This window comes from Pseudomonas graminis (genome assembly GCF_001705435.1).
Lineage (GTDB): Bacteria > Pseudomonadota > Gammaproteobacteria > Pseudomonadales > Pseudomonadaceae > Aquipseudomonas > Aquipseudomonas graminis_B.
Window position 1 is genome coordinate 1 of record NZ_MDEN01000066.1, and the last position, 26,371, is coordinate 26,371.

The 26,371-nt window shown below is 59.3% G+C and carries 22 protein-coding genes and 2 rRNA genes; 4 read left to right on the forward strand and 20 right to left on the reverse strand.

What is annotated here, in order from left to right:
* Window positions 1–105 (forward strand): 5S ribosomal RNA (rrf, locus tag BBI10_RS18395); the annotation flags it as partial.
* Between the two features lie 107 nt (window positions 106–212).
* Window positions 213–328: ribosomal RNA gene (rrf, locus tag BBI10_RS18400) — 5S ribosomal RNA — on the forward strand.
* An 83-nt stretch (window positions 329–411) separates the two neighbouring features.
* Here the strand turns inward: rrf (BBI10_RS18400) and BBI10_RS18405 are convergent.
* The 11 genes from BBI10_RS18405 to BBI10_RS18455 form a co-directional block, all read right to left on the reverse strand.
* Window positions 412–915 carry an SRPBCC family protein gene (locus BBI10_RS18405; protein ID WP_065990900.1) on the reverse strand — a complete coding sequence of 168 codons (504 nt, stop codon included), beginning with the start codon at window positions 913–915 and terminating at the stop codon, window positions 412–414.
* 41 nt (window positions 916–956) lie between these two features.
* Window positions 957–4,409 carry a non-ribosomal peptide synthetase gene (locus BBI10_RS18410; protein ID WP_065990906.1) on the reverse strand — a complete coding sequence of 1,151 codons (3,453 nt, stop codon included), beginning with the start codon at window positions 4,407–4,409 and terminating at the stop codon, window positions 957–959.
* Complete coding sequence (locus tag BBI10_RS18415; protein WP_065990907.1) at window positions 4,406–5,350, reverse strand: diiron oxygenase; 945 nt, start codon at window positions 5,348–5,350, stop codon at window positions 4,406–4,408. The genes BBI10_RS18410 and BBI10_RS18415 overlap by 4 nt, the downstream gene beginning before the upstream one ends.
* A gap of 49 nt (window positions 5,351–5,399) precedes the next feature.
* Window positions 5,400–6,179 (reverse strand): DUF3050 domain-containing protein, encoded by a 780-nt coding sequence (locus tag BBI10_RS18420; RefSeq protein WP_065990908.1) that lies wholly within the window; start codon window positions 6,177–6,179, stop codon window positions 5,400–5,402.
* 741 nt (window positions 6,180–6,920) lie between these two features.
* The gene (locus BBI10_RS18425) at window positions 6,921–7,649 is read right to left on the reverse strand and encodes a thioesterase II family protein (protein ID WP_244160396.1); all 729 of its coding nucleotides are present in this window, start codon (window positions 7,647–7,649) and stop codon (window positions 6,921–6,923) included.
* A gap of 178 nt (window positions 7,650–7,827) precedes the next feature.
* The gene (locus BBI10_RS18430) at window positions 7,828–8,571 is read right to left on the reverse strand and encodes a GntR family transcriptional regulator (RefSeq protein ID WP_065990912.1); all 744 of its coding nucleotides are present in this window, start codon (window positions 8,569–8,571) and stop codon (window positions 7,828–7,830) included.
* 226 nt (window positions 8,572–8,797) lie between these two features.
* Complete coding sequence (locus BBI10_RS18435; protein ID WP_065990914.1) at window positions 8,798–9,802, reverse strand: aldo/keto reductase; 1,005 nt, start codon at window positions 9,800–9,802, stop codon at window positions 8,798–8,800.
* 172 nt (window positions 9,803–9,974) lie between these two features.
* Window positions 9,975–11,159 carry an MFS transporter gene (locus BBI10_RS18440; RefSeq protein ID WP_065990916.1) on the reverse strand — a complete coding sequence of 395 codons (1,185 nt, stop codon included), beginning with the start codon at window positions 11,157–11,159 and terminating at the stop codon, window positions 9,975–9,977.
* A 139-nt stretch (window positions 11,160–11,298) separates the two neighbouring features.
* A complete protein-coding gene (locus tag BBI10_RS18445) occupies window positions 11,299–12,120 on the reverse strand; it encodes an ABC transporter substrate-binding protein (protein ID WP_065990918.1) in 822 nt (273 codons plus the stop codon).
* A gap of 22 nt (window positions 12,121–12,142) precedes the next feature.
* Complete coding sequence (locus BBI10_RS18450; RefSeq protein ID WP_065990920.1) at window positions 12,143–12,907, reverse strand: amino acid ABC transporter ATP-binding protein; 765 nt, start codon at window positions 12,905–12,907, stop codon at window positions 12,143–12,145.
* Between the two features lie 21 nt (window positions 12,908–12,928).
* Window positions 12,929–13,807, reverse strand: coding sequence for an amino acid ABC transporter permease (locus BBI10_RS18455; RefSeq protein WP_065990922.1), 879 nt, complete (start codon window positions 13,805–13,807; stop codon window positions 12,929–12,931).
* A gap of 304 nt (window positions 13,808–14,111) precedes the next feature.
* On the opposite strand from BBI10_RS18455, the gene BBI10_RS18460 reads away from it, so the two are divergent.
* Window positions 14,112–15,077, forward strand: coding sequence for a LysR family transcriptional regulator (locus BBI10_RS18460; RefSeq protein ID WP_065990924.1), 966 nt, complete (start codon window positions 14,112–14,114; stop codon window positions 15,075–15,077).
* An 8-nt stretch (window positions 15,078–15,085) separates the two neighbouring features.
* On the opposite strand, the gene BBI10_RS18465 is transcribed toward BBI10_RS18460, so the two are convergent.
* From BBI10_RS18465 to BBI10_RS18470, 3 genes are all read right to left on the reverse strand, one after another.
* A complete protein-coding gene (locus BBI10_RS18465; protein WP_065990926.1) occupies window positions 15,086–15,388 on the reverse strand; it encodes a DNA-binding protein in 303 nt (100 codons plus the stop codon).
* A gap of 91 nt (window positions 15,389–15,479) precedes the next feature.
* A complete protein-coding gene (locus tag BBI10_RS26745; RefSeq protein WP_208600760.1) occupies window positions 15,480–15,707 on the reverse strand; it encodes a type II toxin-antitoxin system RelE/ParE family toxin in 228 nt (75 codons plus the stop codon).
* A gap of 143 nt (window positions 15,708–15,850) precedes the next feature.
* On the reverse strand, window positions 15,851–16,543 hold the full coding sequence (locus BBI10_RS18470) for an HAD-IA family hydrolase (RefSeq protein WP_065990928.1): 693 nt from the start codon (window positions 16,541–16,543) through the stop codon (window positions 15,851–15,853).
* 213 nt (window positions 16,544–16,756) lie between these two features.
* On the opposite strand from BBI10_RS18470, the gene BBI10_RS18475 reads away from it, so the two are divergent.
* A complete protein-coding gene (locus tag BBI10_RS18475) occupies window positions 16,757–18,244 on the forward strand; it encodes a YdgA family protein (RefSeq protein ID WP_065990930.1) in 1,488 nt (495 codons plus the stop codon).
* 142 nt (window positions 18,245–18,386) lie between these two features.
* Here BBI10_RS18475 and BBI10_RS18480 read toward each other — a convergent pair whose 3' ends face one another.
* From BBI10_RS18480 to BBI10_RS18505, 6 genes are all read right to left on the reverse strand, one after another.
* A complete protein-coding gene (locus tag BBI10_RS18480; RefSeq protein WP_065990932.1) occupies window positions 18,387–19,517 on the reverse strand; it encodes a mechanosensitive ion channel family protein in 1,131 nt (376 codons plus the stop codon).
* Between the two features lie 165 nt (window positions 19,518–19,682).
* Window positions 19,683–21,479: a J domain-containing protein gene (locus tag BBI10_RS18485; protein WP_065990934.1), complete on the reverse strand. Its 1,797-nt coding sequence runs from the start codon at window positions 21,477–21,479 to the stop codon at window positions 19,683–19,685.
* A gap of 20 nt (window positions 21,480–21,499) precedes the next feature.
* Complete coding sequence (locus BBI10_RS18490; protein ID WP_065990936.1) at window positions 21,500–23,194, reverse strand: molecular chaperone HscC; 1,695 nt, start codon at window positions 23,192–23,194, stop codon at window positions 21,500–21,502.
* A gap of 331 nt (window positions 23,195–23,525) precedes the next feature.
* Window positions 23,526–23,945 (reverse strand): DUF2628 domain-containing protein, encoded by a 420-nt coding sequence (locus tag BBI10_RS18495; RefSeq protein WP_065990938.1) that lies wholly within the window; start codon window positions 23,943–23,945, stop codon window positions 23,526–23,528.
* Window positions 23,946–24,198: 253 nt separating this feature from the next.
* The gene (locus tag BBI10_RS18500; RefSeq protein ID WP_065990940.1) at window positions 24,199–25,353 is read right to left on the reverse strand and encodes an epoxide hydrolase family protein; all 1,155 of its coding nucleotides are present in this window, start codon (window positions 25,351–25,353) and stop codon (window positions 24,199–24,201) included.
* Window positions 25,350–26,270 carry an NmrA family NAD(P)-binding protein gene (locus BBI10_RS18505; RefSeq protein WP_065990942.1) on the reverse strand — a complete coding sequence of 307 codons (921 nt, stop codon included), beginning with the start codon at window positions 26,268–26,270 and terminating at the stop codon, window positions 25,350–25,352. Before BBI10_RS18505 ends, BBI10_RS18500 begins: the two co-directional genes overlap by 4 nt.
* Window positions 26,271–26,371 lie beyond the last annotated feature (101 nt).

Consider the following 26,371-nt stretch of genomic DNA (forward strand, 5'->3'; position numbering starts at 1 on the left):
TAGAGCGTTGGAACCACCTGATCCCATCCCGAACTCAGCAGTGAAACGATGCATCGCCGATGGTAGTGTGGGGTTTCCCCATGTGAGAGTAGGTCATCGTCAAGATTAAATTCCAGAACCCCATTTGCGAAAGCAGATGGGGTTTTGTTTTAAGTGAAGGTCATACATTTTCGCTGGAACGTTACGTCAGTAACGGGTCGGCTACAGAATTTCTTGACGACCATAGAGTGCTGGAACCACCTGATCCCATCCCGAACTCAGCAGTGAAACGGTGCATCGCCGATGGTAGTGTGGGGTTTCCCCATGTGAGAGTAGGTCATCGTCAAGATTGAATTCCGAAACCCCAGTCTGCTTACGCAGACTGGGGTTTTGTCGTTTAGGCCACCGGCACTGAAGCTCCGCAGGCTTCTGCTATGAGGGCATCACGGCTCTTGGCACGTTCTTCATCGCACCATCAGCAAAGCCCTGCAAAAACTCTCTGAAGCCCTCAACGCTCGTCGAGCCGTTGTCCACAGGCTCGGCAATGATCGCCCAAGTAGCAACGCAGCTGACACTGTCCTTGGGGACAACCGTCATTGAGGCCCAGAGCTTGCTGACGCCTAGGTTGTTGTAGATGGTTGTCCATGTCATAGCCATCGCGTTATCGTCGTACGAATTGAGTTGTTCGATAACCACCAGACCACCTTCCTTGAATTTCTTGTAACGGACTGAGCCAGGACCGTTACCAATCACTTCGATGCTCGCAAGCTCCGGAATGAATTGAGTGAAACCACCGAAATCGCCCACGACCTTCCAGACCTCACGCGCCGGTGCGTTTATCGAGATAGCAGACACCACCGGTTCCCCGCCAGGATTGGTAATCAGCGTATCGGGCGACAGGGAGCCAAGGGTGTTGAGCGGCTGAATAGCGTTCATGTTGTTCTCCATAACTAAAGGGGATGTTGCGTTGGGGTGTATCAGATGAAAGCAATCTCTTTCAGGTAATCGCAGCCCTTGCGAAGCAGCGCCGGGGTTTTTGAGGGGTAGCATTCGCCCATCCGTTGAACACCCGCATGGGCGTTCTGATACGCGATCATTGATATGTCTCCGATGTCTTCCTCCAACCCGTCGAGATAAAAACCGAGCACGCCGAATAAAGCGTTCTCGCTGTTCACACGTTTCAGCTGGGTTTGCCATTCACTGACGCTGACCATTTCGAAATCACTGCCCGCTTCACGGAACGCGCTGACGTAATTGCTCCAGCTCAATGGCTCCGGGTTATGGAGGTTGAAGACTGCATGGGATGGCTGGTAACGACTGGCGTGGAATGCGATGAATCGGGCGAGGAAGTCGACAGGCATCAAATCGAAGGTCATGGTGAAGTCCGGGACCTGGCCCAGTTGCATCGAACCCTTGAGCATCAGCATCAAGCGGTTTTTGTGCGGCTGGCAGACCCCCGTCGTGCTATTGAACGCGATATTGCCGGGCCGGTAGATGTTTACCCACGCGCCTCGCCCCCTGGCTTGCTGCAGGATGCGCTCGGCGACCCACTTGGAAAGGTTGTAGCCGTTCTTGATGTAGATGGGCGGTGTCTCGGCAGCAGGCGCTTCGAGGACGCGACCGTCAGCCCCGACGGCGCTTGAGGCAGACAGCGTCGATACGAAGTTGAACACCTTCTTGCTGCGCCCTTCGCACAGCTTCAGGCATTCGAAGATGGGCTCGACGTTATCTTTGGCCAGGGTCTCGTAATCCTGGACGTGGTTGACGTTGGCGGCGTTATGCACCAGCGCGCCAAACTCGCGATCAAGCCGCTCGTACACCTCGTTGCTCAATCCAAGCTGTGGCCGTGTGACGTCGGCGGCATAGACCCGTACTCGCGCCAGATCCAGATGCTCAAGACGGTTTTCGCGCAGTGCCTGAATAAAGCGATCCTGCGCGGTCATCCCTGCGTTTTCACGCACCAGACAGGCAACCTCGGTTGCGCCCCACGCCAACAGCGCTTCGACGATGTGAACACCGAGAAATCCGTTGGCGCCGGTGACGATGACTTTGTGCACGTCGCCCATGCGCTCCACCGGCAGTACGGGCAGCTCGAAGGGCGCCGAACCATCTAGGAACGCTTGCGGGCTGACGGTCCATGAGGTGGTGCCGTCGCTGTCGAGCAGTGACGCCAGATTGGTCAGCGTTGGTGCCTCGATGAAGCGATTGATAGGGATGCTGCGGCCGAACCGTTCGCGGATACCCAGCAGCATCTGCGACAACAGAATCGAGTGGCCACCCAAATTGAAGAAGCTCTCGTCGGTCGAGATTTCGCCGGGCGGAAGTTCCAGCAGGTCCGCCCACAAGGTCAGGAGCAGCCTCTCGCTTTCGCTATCGGGTAAACGACGCGGCGCTTGCTCGAGCATGTTCACGGGCAACTGCAACAGTGCCTTGCGATCAACCTTCCCGTTGCTGGCAAACGGCATGCTCGCCAACTCCGTGTAGGCGGTCGGCCGCATATAGTCGGGCAACATAGCGGCGACATGGTCCTTGAGCAAACGCCGAGCGGCGTCCGGTTCTGCGCCGTGCGGTTGCGCGAGAAAAGCCAGGATGCGTCGCTGGTCGTCAATCACTACCGCGACTTGGCGGTACAGCTGTCTGTCGCGCAGGCAGTGCTCGATCTCCTCAGGCTCGACCCTGAATCCACGGATCTTCACTTGGTTGTCACGTCGCCCGGACAGCTCGATGCCTTCGCTCGTCCATTTGCCGATGTCCCCGGTTCGGTAAGCCCGAATACTTTGGCCATCACCCAGAGTGACATGCACATAGCGGTCATCGGTGAGCTCAGGGTTGTTGATGTAACCCAGGCACACGCCCGGACCGACGATGTAGAGCTCGCCGGGCGTCTGGTCCGCGACAGGCTGCATGTCCTCGTCGAGAATCAGGACCTGGCTGTTAGCAATCGGGCGACCCAGGTTGCGGTTGCTGCCGCCGAGTTGAAACTGGCCGGCAGTGATCAGCACGGTGGCCTCAGTGGGGCCGTACAGGTTATGGAAGTGACATTGCGCTGCCAGGCGTTCAATCACGTAGGGCTCGCAGACATCACCGCCGGTGCACAAGTGCTTGAGCTTCAGCGGTCGGTCAATCGGCAGGATGCTCAACAAGGCAGGCGGCAGAAACGCGTGGCTGAGATTCTGATCCAGCAGCTCGAACAGTTGCAGCGGATCACGACGCTGGTCATCGCTCGCCACGATCAGTTCAGCGCCGCTGAGCAGCGTCGGGAAGATGTCGATGACCGAGGAATCGAAACTCAGTGTTGAGAACTGCAGTACCCGGCTGTGCTCGGAGAGCTCGACATAGTCTGCGTACCAGACCGTGAAGTGGCTAAGGTTGCGTTGGCTGAGCATTACGCCTTTCGGGTGTCCGGTCGTACCCGAGGTGTACAGCGCCATGCATGGCGCGTCGGTCTCTGGGCGATAGCGCATCAGCGACTGCGCCGTCGGCACGATCTCGATGCAGCTGATATCCAGCCCCGGCACAACAACGCCCGCCAGCGGGTGACTGCCATTGTGCAGCAGTAATACGGCATGTGCGTTTTCGAGGATGTACTGCTGACGCTGCAGAGGCTGGCTGGGGTCCAATGGTAGATACACCGCTCCGTTGCCCAGAATGGCGAGGATCCCGGCGAACAGCGCCGCAGACTTCGGCATACAAATGCCAATCACCACCGGTTCAGCTGATGCGTGCGGCCGCATGGCCTGTATCTGCGACTGGATCGCGACGCTGTGTGCCCGCAGTTGGTCATAGCTGATGCGCTCGCCGTCGATACTCAGCGCAATGCGTCCGGCGAATTGGCTGAAGCTCCGGTCCAGTCGTGCGATCAGCGTCTGCTCGGCAACGCGCAGCAATTCCGGCGCCGCGGTAAAGTTGAAACAGTGCTCGAAGGCCAACCGGTCCAGTTGCAGCAGGCTTTCCTGGCGTCCACTGTGCGGCGGGTCGACGCGCTCGGCGCGTGCAAAGTACTCGGTATCGCGCGAGAACCGGCTGATCAGCATGGCAACGTTGTCCACCAGCGTTGCGACCGCCGCGTCCCGCAAGACGCGTCCGTTGCCGGAAAGCGTGGCAGCCACGGTATGGCGCGCGATCAAGCGCTGAGCCGTAGCCGTCCCGAGCCAGCACACTATTTCCAGCTCAGGCAGCGCCCGCTCGCTCACCGGTGTCAGTCCTACCCGGAGGCCGAGATGAACGGCTGTCTCGAACACGCCCAGCTCTGCGCGGGGCAGGTCCAGCGTACCGTCGTCGATGAGGATCGACGCGTTCTGCGGTGCGCTCAGCTTCAGCGTTGCCTCGTCGCGCAGGTGGTGAATCAGATGCCCGTGGGCGTTCAGTTCTGAACTCAGCTCACTCATCGTCCGGCTATGACCGATGAGCACAATCTCCAGGCGCTTCATTGCGAGCCTCCGACCGGTAGATAGTCGGCAAGGGCATGCTGGACGCAGGGGGAATCGAGCATCGAGCTGGAGGTAAAGAAACGCATGATGTTGCCCACCAACGGATGGTGGCGATTGATCGGAAAGCACATCGCCTGCGTTTCTTCCCTCAGCGCCTGCTTGATCGGCTCTGCGACCGGCAGGCTGTCGATCAGCACGAAGTCGAAGGACTTCTGGATGTCATTGGTCAAATACTGAGCAATGAACACAGGCAGGATCTGCGCGATAAGCTGCTTGTCCTGTTCGGGCGCTGTGTGCCAGTAGATCCTGACGAGGCGCGACCAGAAACCGGAGTGCCGTCCTTCATCGAGCAGGTGGTCCGCCATGAGGCCTTTGACGGATTGCTTCACCGTGTCGTCTTTGGCGAACGCGGCCACGTCGTTGGTCACGGTGTTCTCGGCAATCGCCACGCAGATGAGCTCGACTGCGCTGCGCAAGTGGCCTGGCGCCAATGCCAGAGCAGCGGGGATGGCCCTGCTGAGTTCGATTTCCTGTGGCAACGGGATTGGCTGGATGCCAGTGAGTGCGATGGTTTGCTGCATGAAGTCCATCGCCACCAGTGCGTGGTAATCCTCATCGACAACCACGGTCATGGCGTCGTAGCGGCAAGCGAAGGGAAAGCGGATTGCGAAGTTGTCTTTGGCGATGCTTCGCGCGGTCTTGTCAACGATTTCAGTCTCGAAAATCACCACGTCGTTGATGAACTTGTACAGGCTCTGCACCAGCGCCAGATCGCGCAGATGGGCGCATTCACGGGTGAACGTCTCGCTGAGCACCAATGGCTGGCGGCTGAGCGGGTAGATCAGTTTTTCGTCGTTTTCGACGATGCGGCGCGGGCGTGTCCGAATCGTCGCGCGGCCTTCCCAGGCATCGACGAATGACATGTAGTCTTCGGCTTTCATGATGGCGTCCTTGTGTGGAGGGCTTCTGGGTTGCGGAGGCGGGAGGGGCTCACGCGCTGACTTCCCGCGCCGTCTCACGCAGGGTGTGTTGCAGGGCGTCCCAAAGCGCCATGCGGCTATCAACGGCGGCAATGGCAGCGGCATACACCTCGCGCTGGTGCTGTTCATTGCCGGCGACTAGCCTGGCCAGCAATGATTCCGCAGCCGGGCCGTGGTCTTCGGAGTCCACCTCGATGTGGCGTTCCAGGTAGTAGCTAAAGGTCGGTGCCTTGTCGGCCGTGATGCCCCAGTCGTCGAGAATTCGCTGAAACATCTGCGGGATAACACTCTCGCGCCCATGCAGAAACGCGGCCGCTACGCAATGCGCCGGTGCATTCAAAGCAATGTCGAGCGTGTCGCGGACGAAGTGCGTGGCCGCTCGGCCTGCGCCGACGCTGTCGAGCGCGGTGTTGTAGTGAATGCCTTCGTGCAACAGTTCGACGAAATGCTCGATGCGGGCCGTACTGGCGCCGACTTCTCGCATGGCATCCAGATACAGTTCGAAGTGGCTGTAATGATCGTGGCGTCCCGGCCGGTCGTCGGACTCCTCACCCAACACGATTTCATTGATGAGCCGCGCTGCCTTCGGGTCTCGCGGTGGCAGCCAGGGCAGCCGGGTGCACGTCAGTTCCTGTTGCAGCCGTTTGGTGAGTGACATGAAGTCCCAGACCGCGAACACATGCACCTCCATGAAGCGCTGCAGGACGTGCAGTGAATTAATTTCGGAAAAAACAGGGTGCGCGCTAAGTGCTGATTTTTTTGCAATAAGTTGCTGTTTGAGACTGTCCATTTTCACGTCCTTGGTAGATTAAGTGTGTCAGCATTTCTTTTAACTGCCACAGCGGGTGGTCGTCTTAAGTTGCCGTGCAAACAACGGATAACATCACTCCCATTAATCTCGGGCAATAAAAGGCCGCAAACCTTATTTCGTGTGTGATCAACAATCGTGCAGGCTGGAATCGGGCATGCGCACTTGGCCTATGCCCTCGCTGCCCTACGTGTGTGGGCGAATAGCCCTTAAACGTTGGCGGCCAGAAAACGTTAGAACAGTTTCAAAGGGTTCCGCAAATACTTTTTAATATAATTAACAGCCTATATAAATCGGGCGTGAGAGACGGTAATAAAACTTCTGAGTGAAGTTTTATTGGGGCGAGCGCAACCCTTCCGGCCCATTAAGGCCAGAATTGAAATGAATGAACGAATACCTCGTTCAGCGTTGCGCTTAATCGGGTTAATACAGTTTTTGAGAATTTTTGGTTTGGGCGACATTCAGGGTTTCACTTCAATGTCTCCGCCCAGGGCAATGCTCCTTTTGCCGCTCCATGAGAACTGCTTTCCCTGAATCGGCTGCAGACCGATTCGTCGTTCGAGTTTGCCTGAACACACCGGTACACCGCGTCAACGACGACCAAGTTTCACGATAGGTGCATAAGCCGCGGCCCGAGCGTGGGAGGGCCGGCTTTTAGTCGTAGGAGGCTTCAGGGGGAGGGGGTAAGGAGTCGATGCAGATGGAGTGGGCGGCGGTTTCCGTTCAGCCGCCCAGCAAGCCGAGGTGCGTGTTGATGATGTGCAGCAGGCGGTCGCGTTGCGAGCTGAGGAAGTCATGAGTGCCGCGCACTTCGATCAGTTCGAACTCGCGACGTGTGAACTCCCGCCACTTCATCATGCTGGCGGCTGTGGCGACCGGATCATCGCTGCCGTACAGACCGGTCAACGGGATGTCCAGGCCCTCGTCTGCGCGGTGCGACCAGATTTCAGACAGCTTTACGTCGCTGCGCACGACAGCCTCCAGCAGCTTCAGGCGTTTCTTATCCTGGGCGAACGTGTTCGGGAGCACGCCCAGCCTGATCAGCGCTTGAATGAAATCGTCCTGCGGCAGCGTGTGCAAAAACGGCCAGGGTTGTCGGCTGTCAGGGCTGCGGCAGCCGGAAATGAACAGGTGACGCGTCAGATTCGGGTAATGATGCTGCGCCAGCCTGGCCATTTCATAAGCGACACGACCGCCAAAGCTGTGGCCATAAAATGCGTGGGGTTCGCTCAGGTAGGGCTGCAACGCGAGGAAGGTGTCTTGCAGCAAGGGCGCCCACTGATCGTAGGGCGTTTCCTTGAGCCGGCTGCCATGGCCGGGCAGGCGCAGCGTTACCAGTTCGATGTGATCCCCAAGGCCTTCGGACCAGTCACGAAAATGCTCCGGATCGCCACCTACGTGAGGAAAGCAAATCAGGCGTGTTCTGACGGGTTGTCCAGAATTGACAACCATCAGCCATTTGTTCTTTTCGGCTTGCACTCAGCTTCCCCGAGCCTTGATAGAGGCGTCATAACCGTGGAGCCGGGTCCTTCGGCGCATACGCCGTCATGAACGGCGTTCGTTGATCCCTTGTGCTTATCGGCCGATTAGCCAGTGGCGAGCAAGGTCAAGGTTGAAAAAACAGCGAATGTCACTGGGTGACGGCACGTTTTCGTGAGGCCGCCGCAGGTTTTGCCTCTTCCGCCTTACGGGCGCTCAAATAGGCATTGATGGCTTCAACACCACGATTCAAGTGGTGAGTCAGCGCCTCGACGGTGGCGTCCACATCACCGGCGCCGGCCTTTTCCAGCAATTCGTAGTGGTCGCGCTGGGACACCTTGCCCAGGTTCATTTGCTTGAGATTGAAACGCAAGAAGCGCTCTTCCTCGTTCAAGCCGTCCTCGACCAGTTTGAGCAGGCGTGTGTTGTGCGCCTTGGAATACAGCGCCATGTGGAACTGGCGGTTGAGCGTGCCCATGATGCTGTAATCGGTTTCGACCTCCAACTGTTCGATGTACCCACGCGCCATGCTGATGTCTTCATCGGTCAGCAGCGGGATCGACTGGCGCAGGGCCTCGGACTCCAGCAGGATGCGTAACGCATAGGCGTCCGTAGCATCCTCATTGATCAACGGGGCAACGACCGCACCTTTGTGGGTCTCGACGCGCAGCAACGATTGAGCTTCCAGCTGACGCAGCGCCTCGCGCACGGGCATGCGGCTGACACCGAAAAGTGTCGCCAGCTCTTGCTGGCGCAGGGCGATGCCTGCCGGGAGGCGTCCTTCAAGAATGGCGCTGCGCAGTTTTTCTTCGATGACGGCACGCGCCAGATGCGCAGGCGGCTGCTCATCACCCAGGGTTTCCCGCAGAAATTGCTCTTTCTCAGTCCTGCGCATGCTTGATCTTCTTCAGCTGAACAGTTATTGGATCCAATGAAACACTAGAGACCGCTGCTGGCCTTGTCAAACTTTGCTACAAGTTTAGCGGGCTGTCTCGGCGCGGCATTCTACAAGGGATTGAGCGTAGAGGTATTGCCATCAATCGGGGATTGGGAACGGGCTGCCCGGCCTCGGTGACGCAAGTCTTTGCGGCACGCGAGGCTGGCTTCACGGCCGAACGGCGTCAGATATAGCGGCCCGTCACGAAATGCTGCACGTCATTGAAACCCGGCGTGGACGCATGCCCGGGTGTAACGAGGGAGTCGATAAACGCTTCGTCTTCGGCCGTGATGTTCACGCTGAGCGCTTTGGTGTAGCTGTCCCATTGGTCCTCGGTACGTGGCCCGACAATGGCAGAGGTCACAGCCTGATTGTTCAGCACCCAGGCAATGGCGAATTCCACCAGCCCCACGCCTTTGGCCTGGGTGTACGCCTGCAGTTTCTGGGCGATGTGCAAGGACTCGGTGCGCCATTCGGTTTCCAGGATGCGCTTGTCCTGACGGCCGGCGCGGGTGCTGCTGTCTGGCGTTACATCAGGCGCGTACTTGCCACTCAACACGCCGCGTGCCAGCGGGCTGTAGGGCACGACGCCCAAACCATAGAACTTCGCCGCAGTGATCTGCTCCAGCTCGGCCTGACGGTTGACGATGTTGTACAGCGGCTGGCTGATCACCGGTGTGTCGACGCCCAGACGCTGAGCCACATTCACCACCTCCGCGATACGCCAGCCGCGGAAGTTCGACACGCCCCAGTACCGGATCTTGCCCTGGCGAATCAGATCGCCAATGGCCGACACGGTCACTTCGAGTGGCGTGTTGTGGTCTTCCTTGTGCAAGTAATGGATATCGATGTAATCGGTGTCGAGACGACGCAAGCTGGATTCGATTTCATTGAAGATGTGCTTGCGATTCAGGCCGCTGGCGTTCGGTGCAGTATTGCCCGAGCTGCTGCCGACTTTGGTGGCGAGAACCCACTCGCTGCGACGTCTGGCGATGGCCTCCCCGACGATTTCTTCAGACCGGCCGGCGTTGTAGACGTTGGCCGTGTCGATGAAGTTGACGCCTTCATCCCAGGCCTTGTCGATGATGCGCAGGGATTCTTCGGTGCCGGTCTGCACGCCGAACATCATGGAGCCCAGTGTCAGCGTTGAAACCTGGAGGCCGGATTGGCCAAGGGTGCGGTATTTCATTGCTCGATATCCTTTTCGTCAGGGAAGTGGAAATCAGGACAGTCTGGGACAGGCTTGCAAGGGGTCTCGTAAAGACCGATCAGACCGACAGCTCTAGGCCGGACATACTCACCTGTTTGGGCGGGTTTTGAAAAGTGACAAATTGACGAGCCGCGGGTGGCCGAGCACGGCGTCAGAGGGAGAGGTCAGCGTGAGTGAGCTTCGCGTGGCGCCCGGCCAGGAAGCACAGTGTGCCGCCCATGGCGGTCAGGCACGCCAAGACATAAAACATGGTCGGCGCGGGGCTGTTGATCAATAAGTAGCCGCAGATCACCGGGCTTAACGCTCCGCCGAAGGCCGCCAGATTCTGCGCACCCAAGTAACTGCCGCGAAGGTGATCCGGTGCGATGGTGTCGACGAACAGGTATTCGGCGGGATAGATGATCATCTCGCCCAACGTAAAAACGAACATTGCGGCGCACCAGGCCAGGGTTGTTTCGGCAAAGCTGAAGCCGACAAGGCCGATCGCAAACAATGCGGTGCCAAGGCAAATCCAGTACGGCAACTGCTCGCGTTTGAGAAAGCGGCCGATCTGGTACTGCATCAAAATGACCGTTAACGCGTTGCACGCCAATACGGCTGACAGGATTTTCAGCGCCTGTTCCGCCGTGTGCGTGACCAGCAGAAACTGCGACAGGTACAACGTATACCGGCCATGCACGATGGTGCTGAGCAAGCTGCCGCCCGTGAACAGAATCAGCGTGCGGTCGTTTTTCAGCGTGACCAGGGTGTCGAGAAAGCTGCGCGGTGGGTGCTCGGTATCCGGGACTGTGCGCGGTATGCCCAGCATCAGGAAAAGACTGCAGAACGCGATCGCACTGGCGATGAAAAACGGCGCCAGTGGCAGGTGCCCGGCAATGACCACGCCGAGCATCGGGCCGGTGGCGTAGCCAATGTTGGTGAGGGTATAGCGCAGCGAGAAAACCCTCGCACGCTGCCCGATGGGCAGGTTTTCGCTGATGATTGCTTTGGAGCCGATCAGGAACAGCGCCGAGGCCGTCTCAGTGATCACCAGCGTGAGGGTCGTCAGATAGACGTTGTGGGCGAAGGTCAGCAGGGCGAAGCCGACGGCACTGGACAGCATCGCCAGGATCAGCAACTTGCGCTTTTCCAGCCGGTCGATGATGTAGCCACCGTACAGGCCCAGCAGCGTGGCGATGAACACCGCGATGCCCATCAGCAACCCGACGTCTTGCTGATTGAGCCCCAGCCTTGTGCTCAGGAACAGCGTCAGCAGCGGGCTGGTCATCGCCCGGCTCATGACGATGGTCAACGAGCAGACCATCAAGCGGCGGATGACGAGGGAGTAGGTGGTCACTGTTGTTTTTCCGTCCTTGTTCAAGCCTCGGAGCAGACCCATTGTGGGAGCGACCGGGGTGGTGCTCCCACAAACGCTGCCCGACAGCGCCGCATTCTAGACGACGAGTCATCCCTGACGGGGCTGGCTTGATCGCCTGTTACTTACCCTGATTCATCCCGACCTTGGTCACCGCGCCCTGTTCCAGCTCCCATTTTTTCAAAATCTTGCCATAGGTGCCGTCGTCGACCATGGCCTGCATCGCTTCAGCGATGGCCGCCGCCAGTTCAGGATTGGACTTGCTGACGCCCAGGCCGGTGAACTGTTTCGAGATCGCCAGACCGAGCGGCTTGTAGGTGTCCTTCTCCTGGGACATCAGGTATGGAATGGTTTCGCTGCCTTGCATCGCCGCGTCGAGCCGGCCCTGACGCAGTTGCGCGCGAGCATCGGCCGAGCCTTCCGAGCCACTGACGATGATCGCCGGCTTGCCTTTCGCTTCGCAGTTTTCCTTGCTCCACCCCGCGATTTCCGCAGGCCAGGTGGTGCGGCGGCTGGTGCCGACTTTTTTGCCGCACAGATCGGCGGGCTCATTCAGATCAGCGTTTTTGGTCAGCGTGTACAGCTGCGGCCCGCTGGCGAAATAGTCGATGAATGTCACCGACTTCTGCCGCTCGGCTGTGTCGGTCATGCCCGACAGAATGATATCGAAGCGCTTGGTGACCAAGCCGCTGACCATCTGCTCGAAAGCGGTCTCCTGCCATTTGATCTTGACGCTAAGGCGCTCGGCCAGGGCGTTGCCGAGATCCACGTCCAGGCCGGTCAGCGTGTTGGTGCTGGTGTCTTTGAAATCCATCGGCGGGTAATTCGGCACGATGGCGGCGGTGATTTCGCCCTTTTCCTTGAGGCTGGCGGGCAGCGCGGCGAACACCGACGCGGACGCCATCAGGCCGGCGAGCAAACTGGGGATGAGGATCTTTTTCATGGTCGTTCTCGTTTGTTCTGGTTTAAGTGCGAACGGCAGAAATGAAGCTTTGGGTTCTTGGGTTTTGTGGGCTTATTAGAATGTCTTCCGGGGTGCCGGCCTCCACAATCTGGCCGCCGTCCATGAACACCATCCGGTTGGAAACTTCGCGGGCAAAACCGAGTTCGTGTGTCACGACGATCATGGTCATGCCGCTGTGCGCCAGGTCACGCATGACCGACAACACTTCGCCCACCAACTCCGGATCGAGGGCGGAAGTGGGTTCGTCGAACAGCATCAGCTTGGGCCGCATCGCCAATGCGCGCGCGATCGCGACACGCTGTTGCTGGCCGCCGGAGAGCTCCACGGGATAGGAATGGCGCTTGTCCGCCAGACCGACGCGGGCCAGTAGCTCGGTGGCTTCTTCATTGGCTTCTTTGGGCGAGCGCTTGAGCACCTGGATCGGGCCTTCGATCACGTTCTGCAACGCGGTCATGTGCGGGAAGAGATTGAAGCGCTGAAACACCATGCCGGTGCTCAAACGCTGACGGGCGATCTGAGCGTCCGTCAGTTCGTGCAGTTTATTGCCGACGATGCGGTAGCCCACCAGTTCGCCGTCGACCCACAAACCGCCCTTGTCGATTTTTTCGAGCTGATTGACGCACCGCAGCAGGGTGCTCTTGCCCGAGCCCGAGGGCCCGATGATGCACAGGACTTCGCCTTGTTCGACTTCAATGCTGACGTCTTTTAAGGCGTGGAACTGGTCGTAGTATTTGTTCAGGCCGACGGCTTTGACGATGTTTCTCATGCTGATTCTCCTGGGCCTGACTTACGAACGCTTGCCGGCGCCGCGGGCGAAGCGCAGCTCCAGCCGGCTTTGACCGAACGAGAGGACAGTCACCACCGCCAGGTACCAGATCCCCGCGACGATCAGCAGCTCCATGACCCGGGCGTTGGCGTAGTAGATGTTCTGCGCGTTGTGCAGCAATTCGGAATACTGGATGACGCTGGCAAGGCTGGTCATCTTCACCATGCTGATGAATTCGTTGCCAACCGGCGGGATGATCACGCGCATCGCCTGGGGTAGGATCACCCGACGCAGCGCCTGCAGGCGCGGCATGCCGATGGATTTGGCGGCCTCGTACTGGCCGGTGTCTACAGACAGCAAGCCTGCGCGCACGACCTCGGCGGTGTACGCGCCCTGATTGATGCTCAGGCCCAGTAGCGCGGCAACGAAAGGTGTCATCAGGCTGACCGTATCGATCTCGAACACACCGGGAATGCCGATGACCGGGAAGATGAGCGCCAGGTTAAACCACAGCAGCAGCTGCAAAATCAGCGGCGTGCCACGAAACAGCCAGGTGTAGGTGATCGCGACGTAACGCAAAATCGGGTTCGCCGACATGCGCATGATGGCCGTGATCACGCCGATCACCACCCCGAGGACCATCGCCAGAATCGACATGATGATCGTGTTCAGCAGACCCCAAAGAATGGCCTCGGACGTGAGGAACTGGCCGATATAACCCCACTCGATCTGCCCGTTGGCAAACGCACGGGCCAGGCCGGCGAGGGCAACGATGATGAGGGTCGCGAAGAAAATGCGCCCGTAATAGCGGCGTGGGACGTGTTCGTACTGGGTGATGTCGAACGCGTTTTCGGTCTTCCTGCGCTCGGCTTGCAGCTGCTCCGCCTGATTCTGATTCATGTGTCTCTCCGAAGCTGTGTGCAGACCGCGCCTGCCTGATCTGGGCAACCCTACCCAGCCTCCCCGCCCCGACGTAGGCCCGCCGCTGCAGCATGGAATCGTCCTGGATAGAGGGCAGTTACTAATTGAAAGTCCTGATCAAAGTGTCAGGTTATTTAATGTTGGATCCGCTTTCTGCCTATGTTGCAGAGTACCGCGTGCGCGGTTGCCAATCGGGTTTTTCTGTGTTCATTATTATCAACCGGGCACGTTTTTGTTGTGAGTCAGAGCCTGTTGAATCCAATAGGCGAGGTCAATAAGCATTATGGAAACTCCACTTTCCAATTCTGGAAACGTGCCGCCTAAACCGGGAATACGCCCGCCTCTTACTCTCAGCGGAATGGACTTCAAGCTGTTGCGGGTGTTTCAGGCCGTGGTCGAGGCGGGTGGCTTCAGCGCCGCCCAGAATGAGCTGAATGTGGGCCTCGCAGCCATCAGCAAGCAGATTTCGGACCTTGAAATCCGCATCGGCATGCGCCTCTGTACACGAGGCCGGGAAGGGTTTCATCTCACTGAAGAGGGCAAGCTGGTCTATCAGGCGGCGATCGAATTGTTCGCGTCTGTGGACAGTTTTCGCGACCGGATTAGTTCTGCGCAGAATGAGTTGATTGGCGATTTGAGTATCGGCGTAATTGATAACACCCTGACCGATAAAAGTTCGCCGCTCATTGCCGCACTTAGACTAATGCGCGATGAAGCGCCCAAAGTCAGACTGCGCCTGCAAGCGTCTCAACTGGATGAAGTCGAGCGTGCCATGGTCGAAGGACGGGTGAGTCTTGGTATCGTGCCGGTGTATCAGCGGCGCGAAGAGTTTGATTATTTCCAGTTGTACGAAGAGACCTCCCACGCGTATTGCGCAATGGGGCATCCGCTGTTCGAGGCGGACGACAGTGCCCTGAGCATCGACAGCCTGCGCGCCTTCGACATCGTGAATCACCGCTATGCGATCCATCGCGACAAGGCGAGCTTCGTCAATTCCGACAGCCAGTGCGCCTCCGCCTCCCAAGTCGAAGCCGTCGCCATGATGATCCTGACCGGGCGCTTCATCGGCTTTCTCCCCGAACACTATGCGCGCAATCTGATCCGCGACGGCCAACTCCGCGCCCTGCGCCCCGACCTGATCTTTCTACAAACGCCCGTCAACCTCATCCTGAGGCACAACGCCCCCCGGAGCCCGCTGGTCAAGGCGTTCGCTCGGGCGTTGGGGGTGGATTTAAGGGTTGGCGTGTAGCGTAAATGTCACGCGATTGCCGCGAACGTAAGCCCGGTGGCATGTACCACTTGGCGCATGGTTTTCAACGTGGGATTTCCTTTGGGGGATAGCGCTCGACGAAGGCTCTCATGAGGTATTCCGGCTTTCTCTGCTATGAATGCTATGCCGCCTCGAGCTTCAACAACATGTCTCAACGCCGCAAGAAAGCCAGCATCGCCGCCTTCTTCGTCCAATTCTTCAAATGCAATTCGCAAATACTCCGCTGCGAATGCGGGGTCGTCCCGAATCATCGCAATGACTGTTTCGTCGTGATCACGTGAGCTCGTCATGGCCTTCTCCGCTGATAGTCGTGCCAGCAATCAATGGCTTTAACAATGTCAGATCGCTGGTGGCGCTTATCGCTTCCCAGAAGCAGCAAGATTAGCTGCTTACCTGCCTGGGCGTAGTAAACCTATAACCCGGTCCGTGATCGACCCGCAATTCCCACACGCCACTTCCAATAGGCTTGCAGTCGCCCAATGCGCCTGCAGCGACCCGGTTGATGCGCGTGGTGATTCTGGCTTTCGCGGATCGATCTTTGAGCTCATCAAGCCATTGCTGATAAAGATCGTCGCCGTTTGCGCTGAGGTAATGTCTGACCTGATTCATGGGGCGAACGATAGCGTTGATGCAATTGATCAATATGCCCGTCTGAACGGATATGCCCGGTAGGAATTTTCAGCGCGAACGCATGGCCTCGATTTTTCCCCCACAAGAATCTAGGCCAAGCGCGCCTACGCATGCGCAGATAATCAGTTGCTAAAGCCCGGCAAACCCCAATCTTCCAGCGGAAACTCGGTCAGCGAGCCCAATACCAGATCAGCGTGCGCATATTGCTCGACCGGCATGTGCGAGTCAGGCACCGCCACGGCATACATCCCTGCGGTCTTGGCAGCGGTGACGCCGAAAGGCGAGTCTTCAAACACCAGACAATCCTTCGGGTCCACGCCCAGATGCCGCGCCGCAGCCAGGAAGATATCCGGCGCAGGCTTGGCCGCGGTGACCTCGGCGTGATCTGCCGTCACCACGTCTTTAAACAGCTCAAACCAGGCGCGGTGATTGCTCGTTTTCGCGTGGAAGTAGTGAAGGGAAGAACTGGTGCCCACCGCGATGGGGATGTTGTGCTCGGCAAGGTGACGCACCAGTGCCTCGGCGCCACGCATCGGCACGGCGTGCGGGAAGCGCTCGTCCAGCATCGGCTGGCGAACGGTCAGGAACTCCTCGGGAGACATCGGCAGCTCAAGCGCGCTGATCACGTACTCGGCGAAATCCTGGGAGCCGCGGCCAATGGAGTGCTGTTTCACCGCCCAGTCGAACGTCCTGCCGTGCCACTTGGCGATGGTGTCGGTCACTTCGGTGTAGATGCCTTCGGTGTCCAGCAGCAGGCCGTCCATGTCGAAAATCACCGCCTTGACCGGACCCTTGGGCTTTTGCACGTCGCTCATCTCATCGATTCCCTTAGCAAATTGGCGTCCAGCCTAACGCCTCTGCGAACGTCGTGGCTAGGCGCAACGGCTGCAAAACGTCCTCGCCAAGTGCTAATCTCGCCGGGCTCTCGGCAGCGCAAGGTGCTGCACGGCCGCTCTGTGTGGCGCCGAAACCCTCCGGGGTCAAGGAAGGCAAGACCTCTTCAAGAACGGACATCTTCGAGTCGACACATGAAAAAATCAGTCAACATCGCCGTAGGCGTCATTGTGGTTGCGGGCGTCCTCGTTACCGCTGGCGCCTGGTACACCGGAAAACGGCTGGAGGGCGCGCTCAACGACGCCATCCAGCAAGGCAATCAGCAGCTTCAAGCCGCGTTCGTCGGGCATGAAGGCAAGGCGAGTGTTGAGCTCCTTTCCCTTGACCGTCACTTCTTCACCAGCACCGCGCACTACAAGCTGAATATCCAGGACCCCCAATTCAATGAGGGCAAGCCGGTCGAGCTGCTGTTTGTCGACAACATCGAGCACGGGCCATTGCCGTGGAGCCGCGTGAAATCGCTGCAACTGCTGCCGGTAATGGCCGCCAGCAACGTGCAGATTGAGAAGAACGCTTTCTCCGAGAAATGGTTTGCCATGACCAACGGCCAGCCGCCGCTGACCGGCCACTTCAGCATGGGCTACGACCGCGCCGCATTGGGCCGGGTGGACTTGCTGCCGTTTGAATTCACCGATCAGACCGGCGCGTTCAAGTTTTCCGGTTTCACCGTGAATGCCTCCGGCTCGGGCGATGGCCAGAAGCTTGAGGCCAACGGTGTGCTGGGCAGCGTCGACGTCACCGCCACCTCCGAAGAAGGCCCGGTGCATCTGACGCTCAAGGATTTCACCTTCAACACCGGTGGCACAAAAGGCAAATCGGGTTTCTACCTGGGCCACACCGACGCGAAAATCGCCTCGGCCACGTTCCAGGCGGCAGGCCAGCCGGCCATTCATTTCAAGGACTTCGTCAACACCAGCCTGTTGCAGGAAGTGGAAGGCAACCTGAATGCGCAGGTGACCTACGACATCGGCAACGTCAGCTTCAATGGCAATGACGTTGGCGCCATGCAGATGCTCTGGAAGTTCGGCAATTTCGACATCGCCTCAACCCAGGCACTGATGAAGATCTATCAGGAGAAAGTGCAGCCTCAAGCCCAGGCCGCCGCGGCGGTGGGTGAAACCTACACGCCACATTTGAGCCCGGCTGATCAGGCCTTGGTGCAGGCTGAAGTCAGCAAGTTGCTGAGTGCCAAGCCGCATATCGAGCTGGAAAAGCTTTCACTGAAAACAGCCAGCGGCGAGAGCCAGTTCAGCCTGTCGATGGACTTGGCCAATCCTTCGGCACTCGATCAGCCAGGCGCGGAATTGCTCAAGCAGCTGCTGACCCAGCTGGACGCCAAGCTGGTGCTCTCCAAGCCGATGATCAAGGATCTGGCCGCACTGCGCGCCAAGTCTGCCGGTCTGACCGACCCCGCCGCCATCGCGCAGCAGGCGCAGGGCGCAGCGGATTCGGTAGGCGGCATGGCGGTCATGTTGCAAATGGGCAAGGTCGATGGCGACAACATCGTGTCCAGCCTGCACTACGCCAACGACGTGGTGGACTTCAACGGCGTGAAGATGCCGGCGCAACAGTTTGCCGCAATGATGATGGGCAAGTTTGTGATGTTCAGCGGCGGGCAGTGAGTGGGCAGCGTGGCTTCCATCTGAGCGCTACGGCGTCTGTTTTTTGTGGGAGTGAGCTTGCTCACGAAGAGGCCGGCGTATCCCCAGAACCTCTGGGGGTAGCAACACCGCCTTCGCGGGCAAGTTCGCTCCCATAAGGTGTTCAGACTGGCGGCTGGCGCGCGATTTCCGTGGGCGCTTCGTGGCCTTCGCGTTCCGGCTGAACGGTGCGCGAAGACATCTCCGCACGCAGCTGAGGCAGGCACTGTGGATATTGCCGTGCGACGAAACTGATCAGCCGCTCGCGCATGTGGCATCGCGCATCCCAACTGCGCGATGAATCCGCCGAACTCAACAACACCCGCAACTGCATCGCTTTGTCGGTGGTGTCCGTGACCTGTAGCACACAGACGCGGCCATCCCAGAGGTGCGGAATTTCCTTGCAGATGCGCTCCGCTTCTTCGCGCAGCTCCTCCAGTGGCAACGCGTAATCCACCCACAGAAACACCGAGCCAATCAGGCTCGACGTGCTGCGCGTCCAGTTCTGGAAGGGCTTCTCGATGAAGTACTGCAACGGAATCACCATCCGCCGCTCATCCCAGATCTTCAGCACCACGTACGTGCCGCTAATCTCTTCAATGCGACCCCACTCGCCCTCAACGATCACCACGTCATCCAGGCGAATCGGCTGGGATATCGCGATTTGCAAACCCGCGATCAAGTTACCCAGCACCGGCTTGGCGGCGAAACCGGCGGCCAATCCCGCAAGCCCTGCCGACGCCAGCAGACTGGTGCCGATCTGACGCACCGGCGGGAAGCTCATCAAAATCAGCCCGGTACCGAACAACAACACCAGCACATTCAGGCAGCGCACCAGCACCCGCACTTGCGTCTGAATCCGGCGGGCTTGCAGGTTGTCCTCGATGTCCAGCGGGTTTCGGATCGCGACCGCTTCGCCAATGGCTTTCACGCAACTCAACGCCAGCCAGGTGAACCCGGCCACCACCAGCATGCCGTTCAAATGCCGAACACCCTTGATCAACATCAGATCATCAGGCGCAGACGTCCACACGGTTTGCAGGGCCAGCAGCGGGATCAGCCACAAGGTCGGCGGTTCGGCGCGGTGAATGAGCTGCTGGGCGAAGACGAACGACTTGGCGACGCGACGGAGCAACACCAATGCGATCCAGCGTCCCAACAGTGCGATGCAAATCGCGAAGGCGGCGGCCACCAAGGTGTTGAGCCAGGGCAACGGCAGTGCGTTCAGCCAGGCTTCCGGGAGTACGTGTTCCATAGAGGGGGTCACCAACAGGACGGTTCAAAGGCAAGAGGTGTGAGCTCCCTCAGCGCTCAATGTTCCCCGATCCGCCCGCCGCCGTAGAAATCGTGACGGGCTGCAATCAGCGAGCCAGAGCATCCGACACGTTTACTCCATGTCGAATGGTCTGGCCAGTCCAGGCTAATGGCCCGGCGCCGTCTGAATGTCCAGCTCACGCTGCAACCGGGTCCGAAGCCGCCAGCACTGGCTGATCTTCTGCTCTCGCGTATAGCTCGCGCAGCGCTGTGGCAGCACCGCGTTTCTGCACTCCTTATCCATCAGTTCCATGGCCTGCTCGCTGCTGCAGTCGAGCTGGCCGGGGAGTGCTTTCGCAACGTGTCCGGATCCGGAGGTTTGCACCGGGTTCGGTGCAATCGGGTGGAGACTCATGTAGATCGCAGAGGCCGCTATGACGATGATCGACATGAAAATTTTGCGCGCGTTTACGTGCAGGAACCTTCTTACCGCTTGGCGAATCGGGGCGTAAATTTGCGGGTGGCGGTAGGGGGATAGAAAGATCCAGGCCAGCATCAGCAGCGTATAGCACAGTTGCGCGGCAGGTCCTTGGGACGAGAGGAGCACCCCGATCAGCACCAGCGGCACGCCGTGCCGAACGACGAGTGCCTGCGACGCGGGCCAATGCAGCCACTCCGGAAGCAGCAGGTCGCTGATCCATTCATCAGCTTCTTCGATGGCCAGACACACCGGGCGCCAGGCGCGCATGGCGATTCGGCACAGGCCGGTCATGAAAAGCGGATACATCAGCAACATCACCGCCGCCTTTACCCCGTCCAGCTCGCCCTTCATCATCTCGTTCGGGATCATGAAGAGAGCCGTGAACAGCACCCAGCAGATCCACGTCCAGACAGCCGGGTTCATCGGATCAACCCGTAAGGTTCTCCAGCCCTGCAGATCCGCTTCGGGGAAAACCTCTAGCATTTCGGGATAGCGATTGTTGATCGTCGAGCACAGCTGCTCGCAGGCGATCCACACATCCGCGCTGCAGAATCTTGCCAGTCGCAGCCGATCAACCTTGCGGCCGGGCTGGAGCACCAGCCGCGCGGCCTTCTCTTCAACGCTGTCAGTCTTGCCGCCCGCCAGCAGGCGCTGCCAATGTTCAATGTAGGCGTACTTCTCGCATCGCTCGATCAAATTTCGCCAGATAAATTCCGGCTCGGGAAACACGCCCTTGCGGTCATCCCACGCAAAAAGTTCGCAGACCCTGTCGAACAGCGCAGCCGTCCAGCCTTTGTAGTTGTGCAGGAAGAACATCGCCCAGCGCTGCAATTGATCGCGGCGTTCCAGAGAGGCCAGCCAGGGTTGCTGAGCGAGCTCCTGCAAGGCCGCAAGAAACTGGCGCTCTTTGCCTTCGGCCAACGCGTGTTCGAGCCGCGCGCCTTCGCTGTCCAGCAATCGCTGTGTCAGCTGGATTTCCCGGTCTGCGCTGATGCGCAAAGACTGCCACGGCGTCAGCCATTGCAAGTGGTCGACGGCGGCTTTGAGCAGATCGCAGTCGGACGAATCTGCTTCCAGGCACCGATCGAGCAAGCGTTGCTGGAAGGGCAAATCGCAGCCTTGTTCCACCGCGCGCTGATGCTGATGCGGCAGGTTTTCTGCGGTGGTTTCTTCAACCAGCAGGCGTGCAGCCTGCCGCGCCAGGGCGTCGGTATCCTGTGCCGGATGTACGAGATCGCCCGAATTGTGCGCAGACGTCACGGGCTGCGCCGAAAGCTCCGACGCAAGACTCAAAGTCACCGTAGGCGAGTGGTCATCATCATCTTCTTCAGCACGGTTTCGCGCCAACTCAATCGCGCGCTCGTAGGCTTCTCGTAACCGCTGAAAGGCCTTCGAGTCTTCGTCCGGCCGAGTGACCTTCAGCAGTTTTGCATAGTGACGTTTGACGGTCCGCTCATCGGCATCGTCGCTCAGGCCCAGCAAAGTCCAAGGGTTCATGTCGCTTACCATTCCCCTCGCTCGAAGCGTTCGACCTGCTCGCTCAGCCGCTTGCGCACCTCGCTGATCTGCCGCTCATCCTGCGTTTCCAGCACGTGCTGAAACTGGCTGGCCCATGCCCCAACCATCTCGCGCGCTTCACCCATGTACTCCTGATACAGGCGCTCGAGCTTTGCCGTCATGTGCGTGTTGACCTGCTGCTCGCGAGGATGCGTCTTCAACGAGTCGAGCGCTTTGAGGCGCTCTTGAATCTCGGCAGGCGTCAGCACCCCTGGGTTGTTTTCGATCACCAGCGTGTGCGCTTCCCCTGTCATCGGAATGCGCACGTCGGCTTCGAGAATGCCGTTGTTGTCGTAAGTAAACCGCACGTCCAGGTCGACTTCACCGGCGGGCCGGCGCGGCACCTTGATCTCAAGTTCGCCCAAGGCCACGTTGTCCTTAACCTTGCGGCTCTCGCCCTGAAAGATCTTCACAATGACGAATTGCTGATGATCGCTGAGGGTGCTGACGGTCCTGACCCGGCTTACCGGCACGACCGTGTTGCGCTCGATAATCGGCAGGTAATGGCCGCTCTCGAAATGCTCGCCGATGCGCTGGGTGGTTTCGATGCCCAGCGTGTAAGGACACACATCCGTCAGCACCACTTCTTCCAGCGCCGAGTCGCGCGCCTTGAGCGCAGCCTGAATCGCCGCGCCTTGAGCGACCACTTCGTCAGGGTTGAGCGTGATGGAAGGGAAGCGCCCGAACAGGCTGGCGGTCAGCTTGCGGATCAGCGGCATGCGCGTAGTGCCGCCCACCAGCAGGATTTCATCCAGATCGGCGACACGGATGCGCGCGTCACGCAGCGCTCGTTCGATCGGCGCGCGCAGACGGTCCAGCAGGGGAGCGTACAGCTCGACCAGTTGCTCTTGGGTCACCGGCTTGCGCCACTCGCGATCGACATGACGCAGCACGAAATCAACACTCGCTTCCTGCCCTAGCGCTTTACGCACGCGCTCGGCTTCGCGACGAAGGGATTGCCTCACCGTCAATGCGGCTGGAAATTCGACCTCCTGTTTGTGCAGCGCCACGAAGTGCTCAAGCAGCACGTTGTCGAAGTCCTCCCCGCCGAGGAAGTTATCCCCGGCGCTGGCGCGCACTTCCATCACGCCGTCGAACAGTTCAAGGATCGACACATCGAAGGTGCCTCCGCCCAGGTCAAACACCAGAAACGAGGTCTCGCCTTCTTTCTGATGCAGCCCGTAGGCCAGCGCTGCGGCAGTCGGTTCATTGATGAGTTTCTCGACCTTCAAGCCCGCCAGCTCGCCGGCCACCTTGGTCGCCTTGCGCTGCGCATCGCTGAAATACGCAGGCACGCTGATCACCGCTTCCGTCACCGGCTCGCCGAACGCCCGCTCGACGTCAGCCTTCAGGCTTTTCAGCACAAGCGCGGACAGCTCTTCCGGACGATATTTGCGCGCGCCGAGCTTGACTTCATGCGCGCTGCCCATGTGCCGCTTGAACAGCGCCGTGGTTGTGCCCGGATGAGTTTGAAGCCGCTCCTGCGCGGCCTTGCCCACTAACACCTGTCCGTCGTCGTCCAGCCCGACGACGCTGGGCGTCAACAGCTCACCCAGCGCGTTGCTGACCAATTGCGTGCCGCCATCGCGCCAGACGGCGACCAGGCTGTTGGTGGTGCCGAGATCTATACCGACGATCATGCCGAACGTGCTCCTTGCGGGACTGCTGTGTGACTGTCCGATTAAATGAAAATGACGCTGTAGGTAAAAAGTATCGGCGAAAGGCTGCGCGGCTTTAGGTCAAGGGTGCTGCGCTGGAGGGGGTTCGTCGGGATGCGCTGCTGGCATTGCGTTAGTCGCGAAGGTGGCGATCGAACGCTTTACCTGTGGTGTTGGCGTAGCTCTCCCCGCAGGACTGGCTGCGGGGGTTTTGAATGGCCATGGCATTGCCGGCGCAACACCATGGCAGAGAGCTTCGTCTTTCACACAACGAGGCAATGAAAGTGACGACGCTCTGTGGTCCGTCTTAGCGTTAGCAGCCTTTGAACGGGTTCCAGCCTTGTTCGCCTTTAACTTCCTTGAGGTAGTAGGCGAAGTTCGTGGTCCTTGCATAGAAGGCGTTTATGGCAATACCGATAGCAAGATCCAACTGTTTGGCGTAAGCAAAGCCGGTTGCGGAATAGAAGATTTCCGCCACCACGCTGACGGCCAGCAGAATGCCGATCAGCGTCAGGTTTTTCTTCCACAAGCCCAGGACGAACAGGTAAATCGGGCCGAAGAAAAACGCGATGATGTTCGCGTTGATCTTGATCCTCTGCCGGAGAGGCAGCTTCAGCCATGCGGGCTTGAACGTTGGGGAGTTCGGCCCGCCATGCTCGTCAAAAAATGCGAAACGTTGCTGCCATTTCTCGCTGTAGCCGTCGCGGCTTTGTACTTGATCTGTCGTGTTCATTTTGGTTTTCCTTGAGGTCCTTGAGTGGTGTTTTTCTTCCCGGATATCCTGGGTCTTGCTTGTTGTTATGCGTTGCTGACTCCTCGAAGTTCTTGAAGGGCGGCGAAACGCTCCATCGCGCGTCACTGCAGCCTCATAAGTAGGAATATTCCTACAGGTGAGGGATTTTTTCTCATTTTTTTTACAGGTTGCAAGAGCGTCCAGATGCCAGCCAAGCGTGACCCCGCTGAAGCCCGCCAAGCCCGCGAAGCCGTTAACGCAGCAGGCGGAAGGTCTCACGCACATGCGCGGTGAGGGTTGCCGGGTTTTCCATCGCAGCAAAGTGGCCGCCGTGCTCGGCCTCAGCGAAGAACCGCAAGTCGTCGAATCGCGCCTGGGCCCAGCGCCGTGACAGGCGAAGCAGCTCGCCCGGGAACATGCTCACCCCAGCTGGGATGGGCACAGCGCGTGCAGGGCCTTCCTGCTGCATTTCGCGCATCCCTTCCCAGTAGAAACGGACCGAGCTGGGTCCCGCATCAGGCAGCCAATACAGCATGATGTCGTCGATCAGCGCGTCAAGCTCGATGACCCGCTCGGGCTCTCCGCCGCTGTCGGAAGCGTCCTGAAACAGCGCGTAAACCCACGCCGCCAAGCCAACGGGCGAATCCGACAGGGCGAAGCCTATCGACTGCGGCCGGGTGCTGTGCACCTTCATGTAACCGGACAGCTCCCGCTCATAGCGTTGCGCATCGGCCAACATGCGCTGCTCTTCAGGAGTGGCCTGCGCGATTTCCGCTTCAGTGGGTTGGTACATCACCATGTTCAGGTGAATGCCGACCAAGCCAGCCGGACGCATGTGCCCAAGGGCGGTGGTGACGGCCGCGCCCCAATCCCCACCCTGGGCGGCCCAGCGCTGGCCATATCCCAAACGGTCCATCAATTGCGCCCAGGCCGCAGCGGTTTTACCCACGCCCCAACCCGGCGAACGTGGCTTATCACTGAAACCAAAACCCGGAAGCGCCGGGATCACCAGATGAAACGCGTCGCTGGCCTCGCCGCCATGAGCGGTCGGGTCGGTGAGAGGCCCAACCATCGCCCTGAACTCCAGAATGGAGCCTGGCCAGCCGTGGGTCATCAGCAAGGGCAGGGCGTCAGGGTGAGGCGAGCGTATGTGCAGAAAGTGAATGCCAAGGCCGTCGATCTCGGTCCGGCTGCTGTTCCACTGGTTGAGTTGGGTTTCGGTGGCGCCCCAGTCATAGCCGTTACGCCAGCGCTCGACCAGCGCGCGAATACGCTTAAGCCTAGGCCCCTGGCTGTTGTCGGAGACGGTTTCTGGGTCAGGCCAGCGGGTTTGCGCCAGGCGCTGGGCCAGATCGTCGAGTTGTGTCTGGGGGATATGAAGGGGAAAGGACTCGACAGGGTGGGTCATGGGTTGGTCCCTTGCACATGGGTACGGGCCAATGTGTCACGGACGGATGCCCATTCACGTTGGCCATAGCGATCGTTGTCCAGATTGAGCAGCTTGCCGCGCCCACTCATCATGTCTCGCAGGTATTGCATGCCTTGCCAGGCGGGGAAGGGCTTTTCACTGGCAGGCGTAAGCGCGCGCACCACGGAGATAAGGGCGGACAGCGTGCCGATATTCCCGGGGCGCAGGGTGCGGTAATGCTGCCCGGTCAGCTCGGTCAGGATGTTGGCAATCTGCGCAGGCGACACACTGTTGCCGGCAATGCGCAGGAAACGCGGCGTGTTGTGATCAAGCGCGGCATCGGCGGTAAAGGCGGCTACGTCGTCCTTGGCAGTGAAGTCCAGTAGCTGTTGCACATCGCCGAAATGCAGCACTCTGCGGCCGGGAAGCACGATAGGCGCGTCGCCTTCGAGCAGTTCCAGAAACCCACCGTTGAGGATTGAGGTAACGGCGATGTTGGCTGAATCGAGCTGGGTGGCGAAGCGCCGGCGAAGGTCCAGGTTGCGGTTGTCCCCGGGGCGGGTATGGGTGTAGTCGAGCGAATAATCCGAGGGAATGAACCTGGGCACCCCAGCAGCGGCAGCGGCCTCCAACAGCCTGCCTTGCTGCTTGATGATCACCTCCTCCAGGCCGTTGAGCGTGGACACCACGCAACCCGCGCCGGCAATGGCACCGCGCAGGCCCCGAGCGTCATCCAGGGAAACGGGCGTTACGGTGACGCCGCTGCTGGGTAGACCAGTCAACCGGGCTTGTTCAGTGCCTGGTCGAACCAGTGCGATGACATGGGCGCCGCGCTCAACCAGCGCCCGGACCAGGCGTTGGCCCAAGTCTCCTGATGCGCCAGCAACCACAATCGGTAAAGCAGTAGTGTGATCCACAAAGAGCCTTCCTGGTCGGTGTGAAGGGGGTGAAGAGCGCCGGCTGCCTGCGCCGAATTAACTGAACGTTACCGTTTAGTTGACGCGCAAACAAGAGGTCG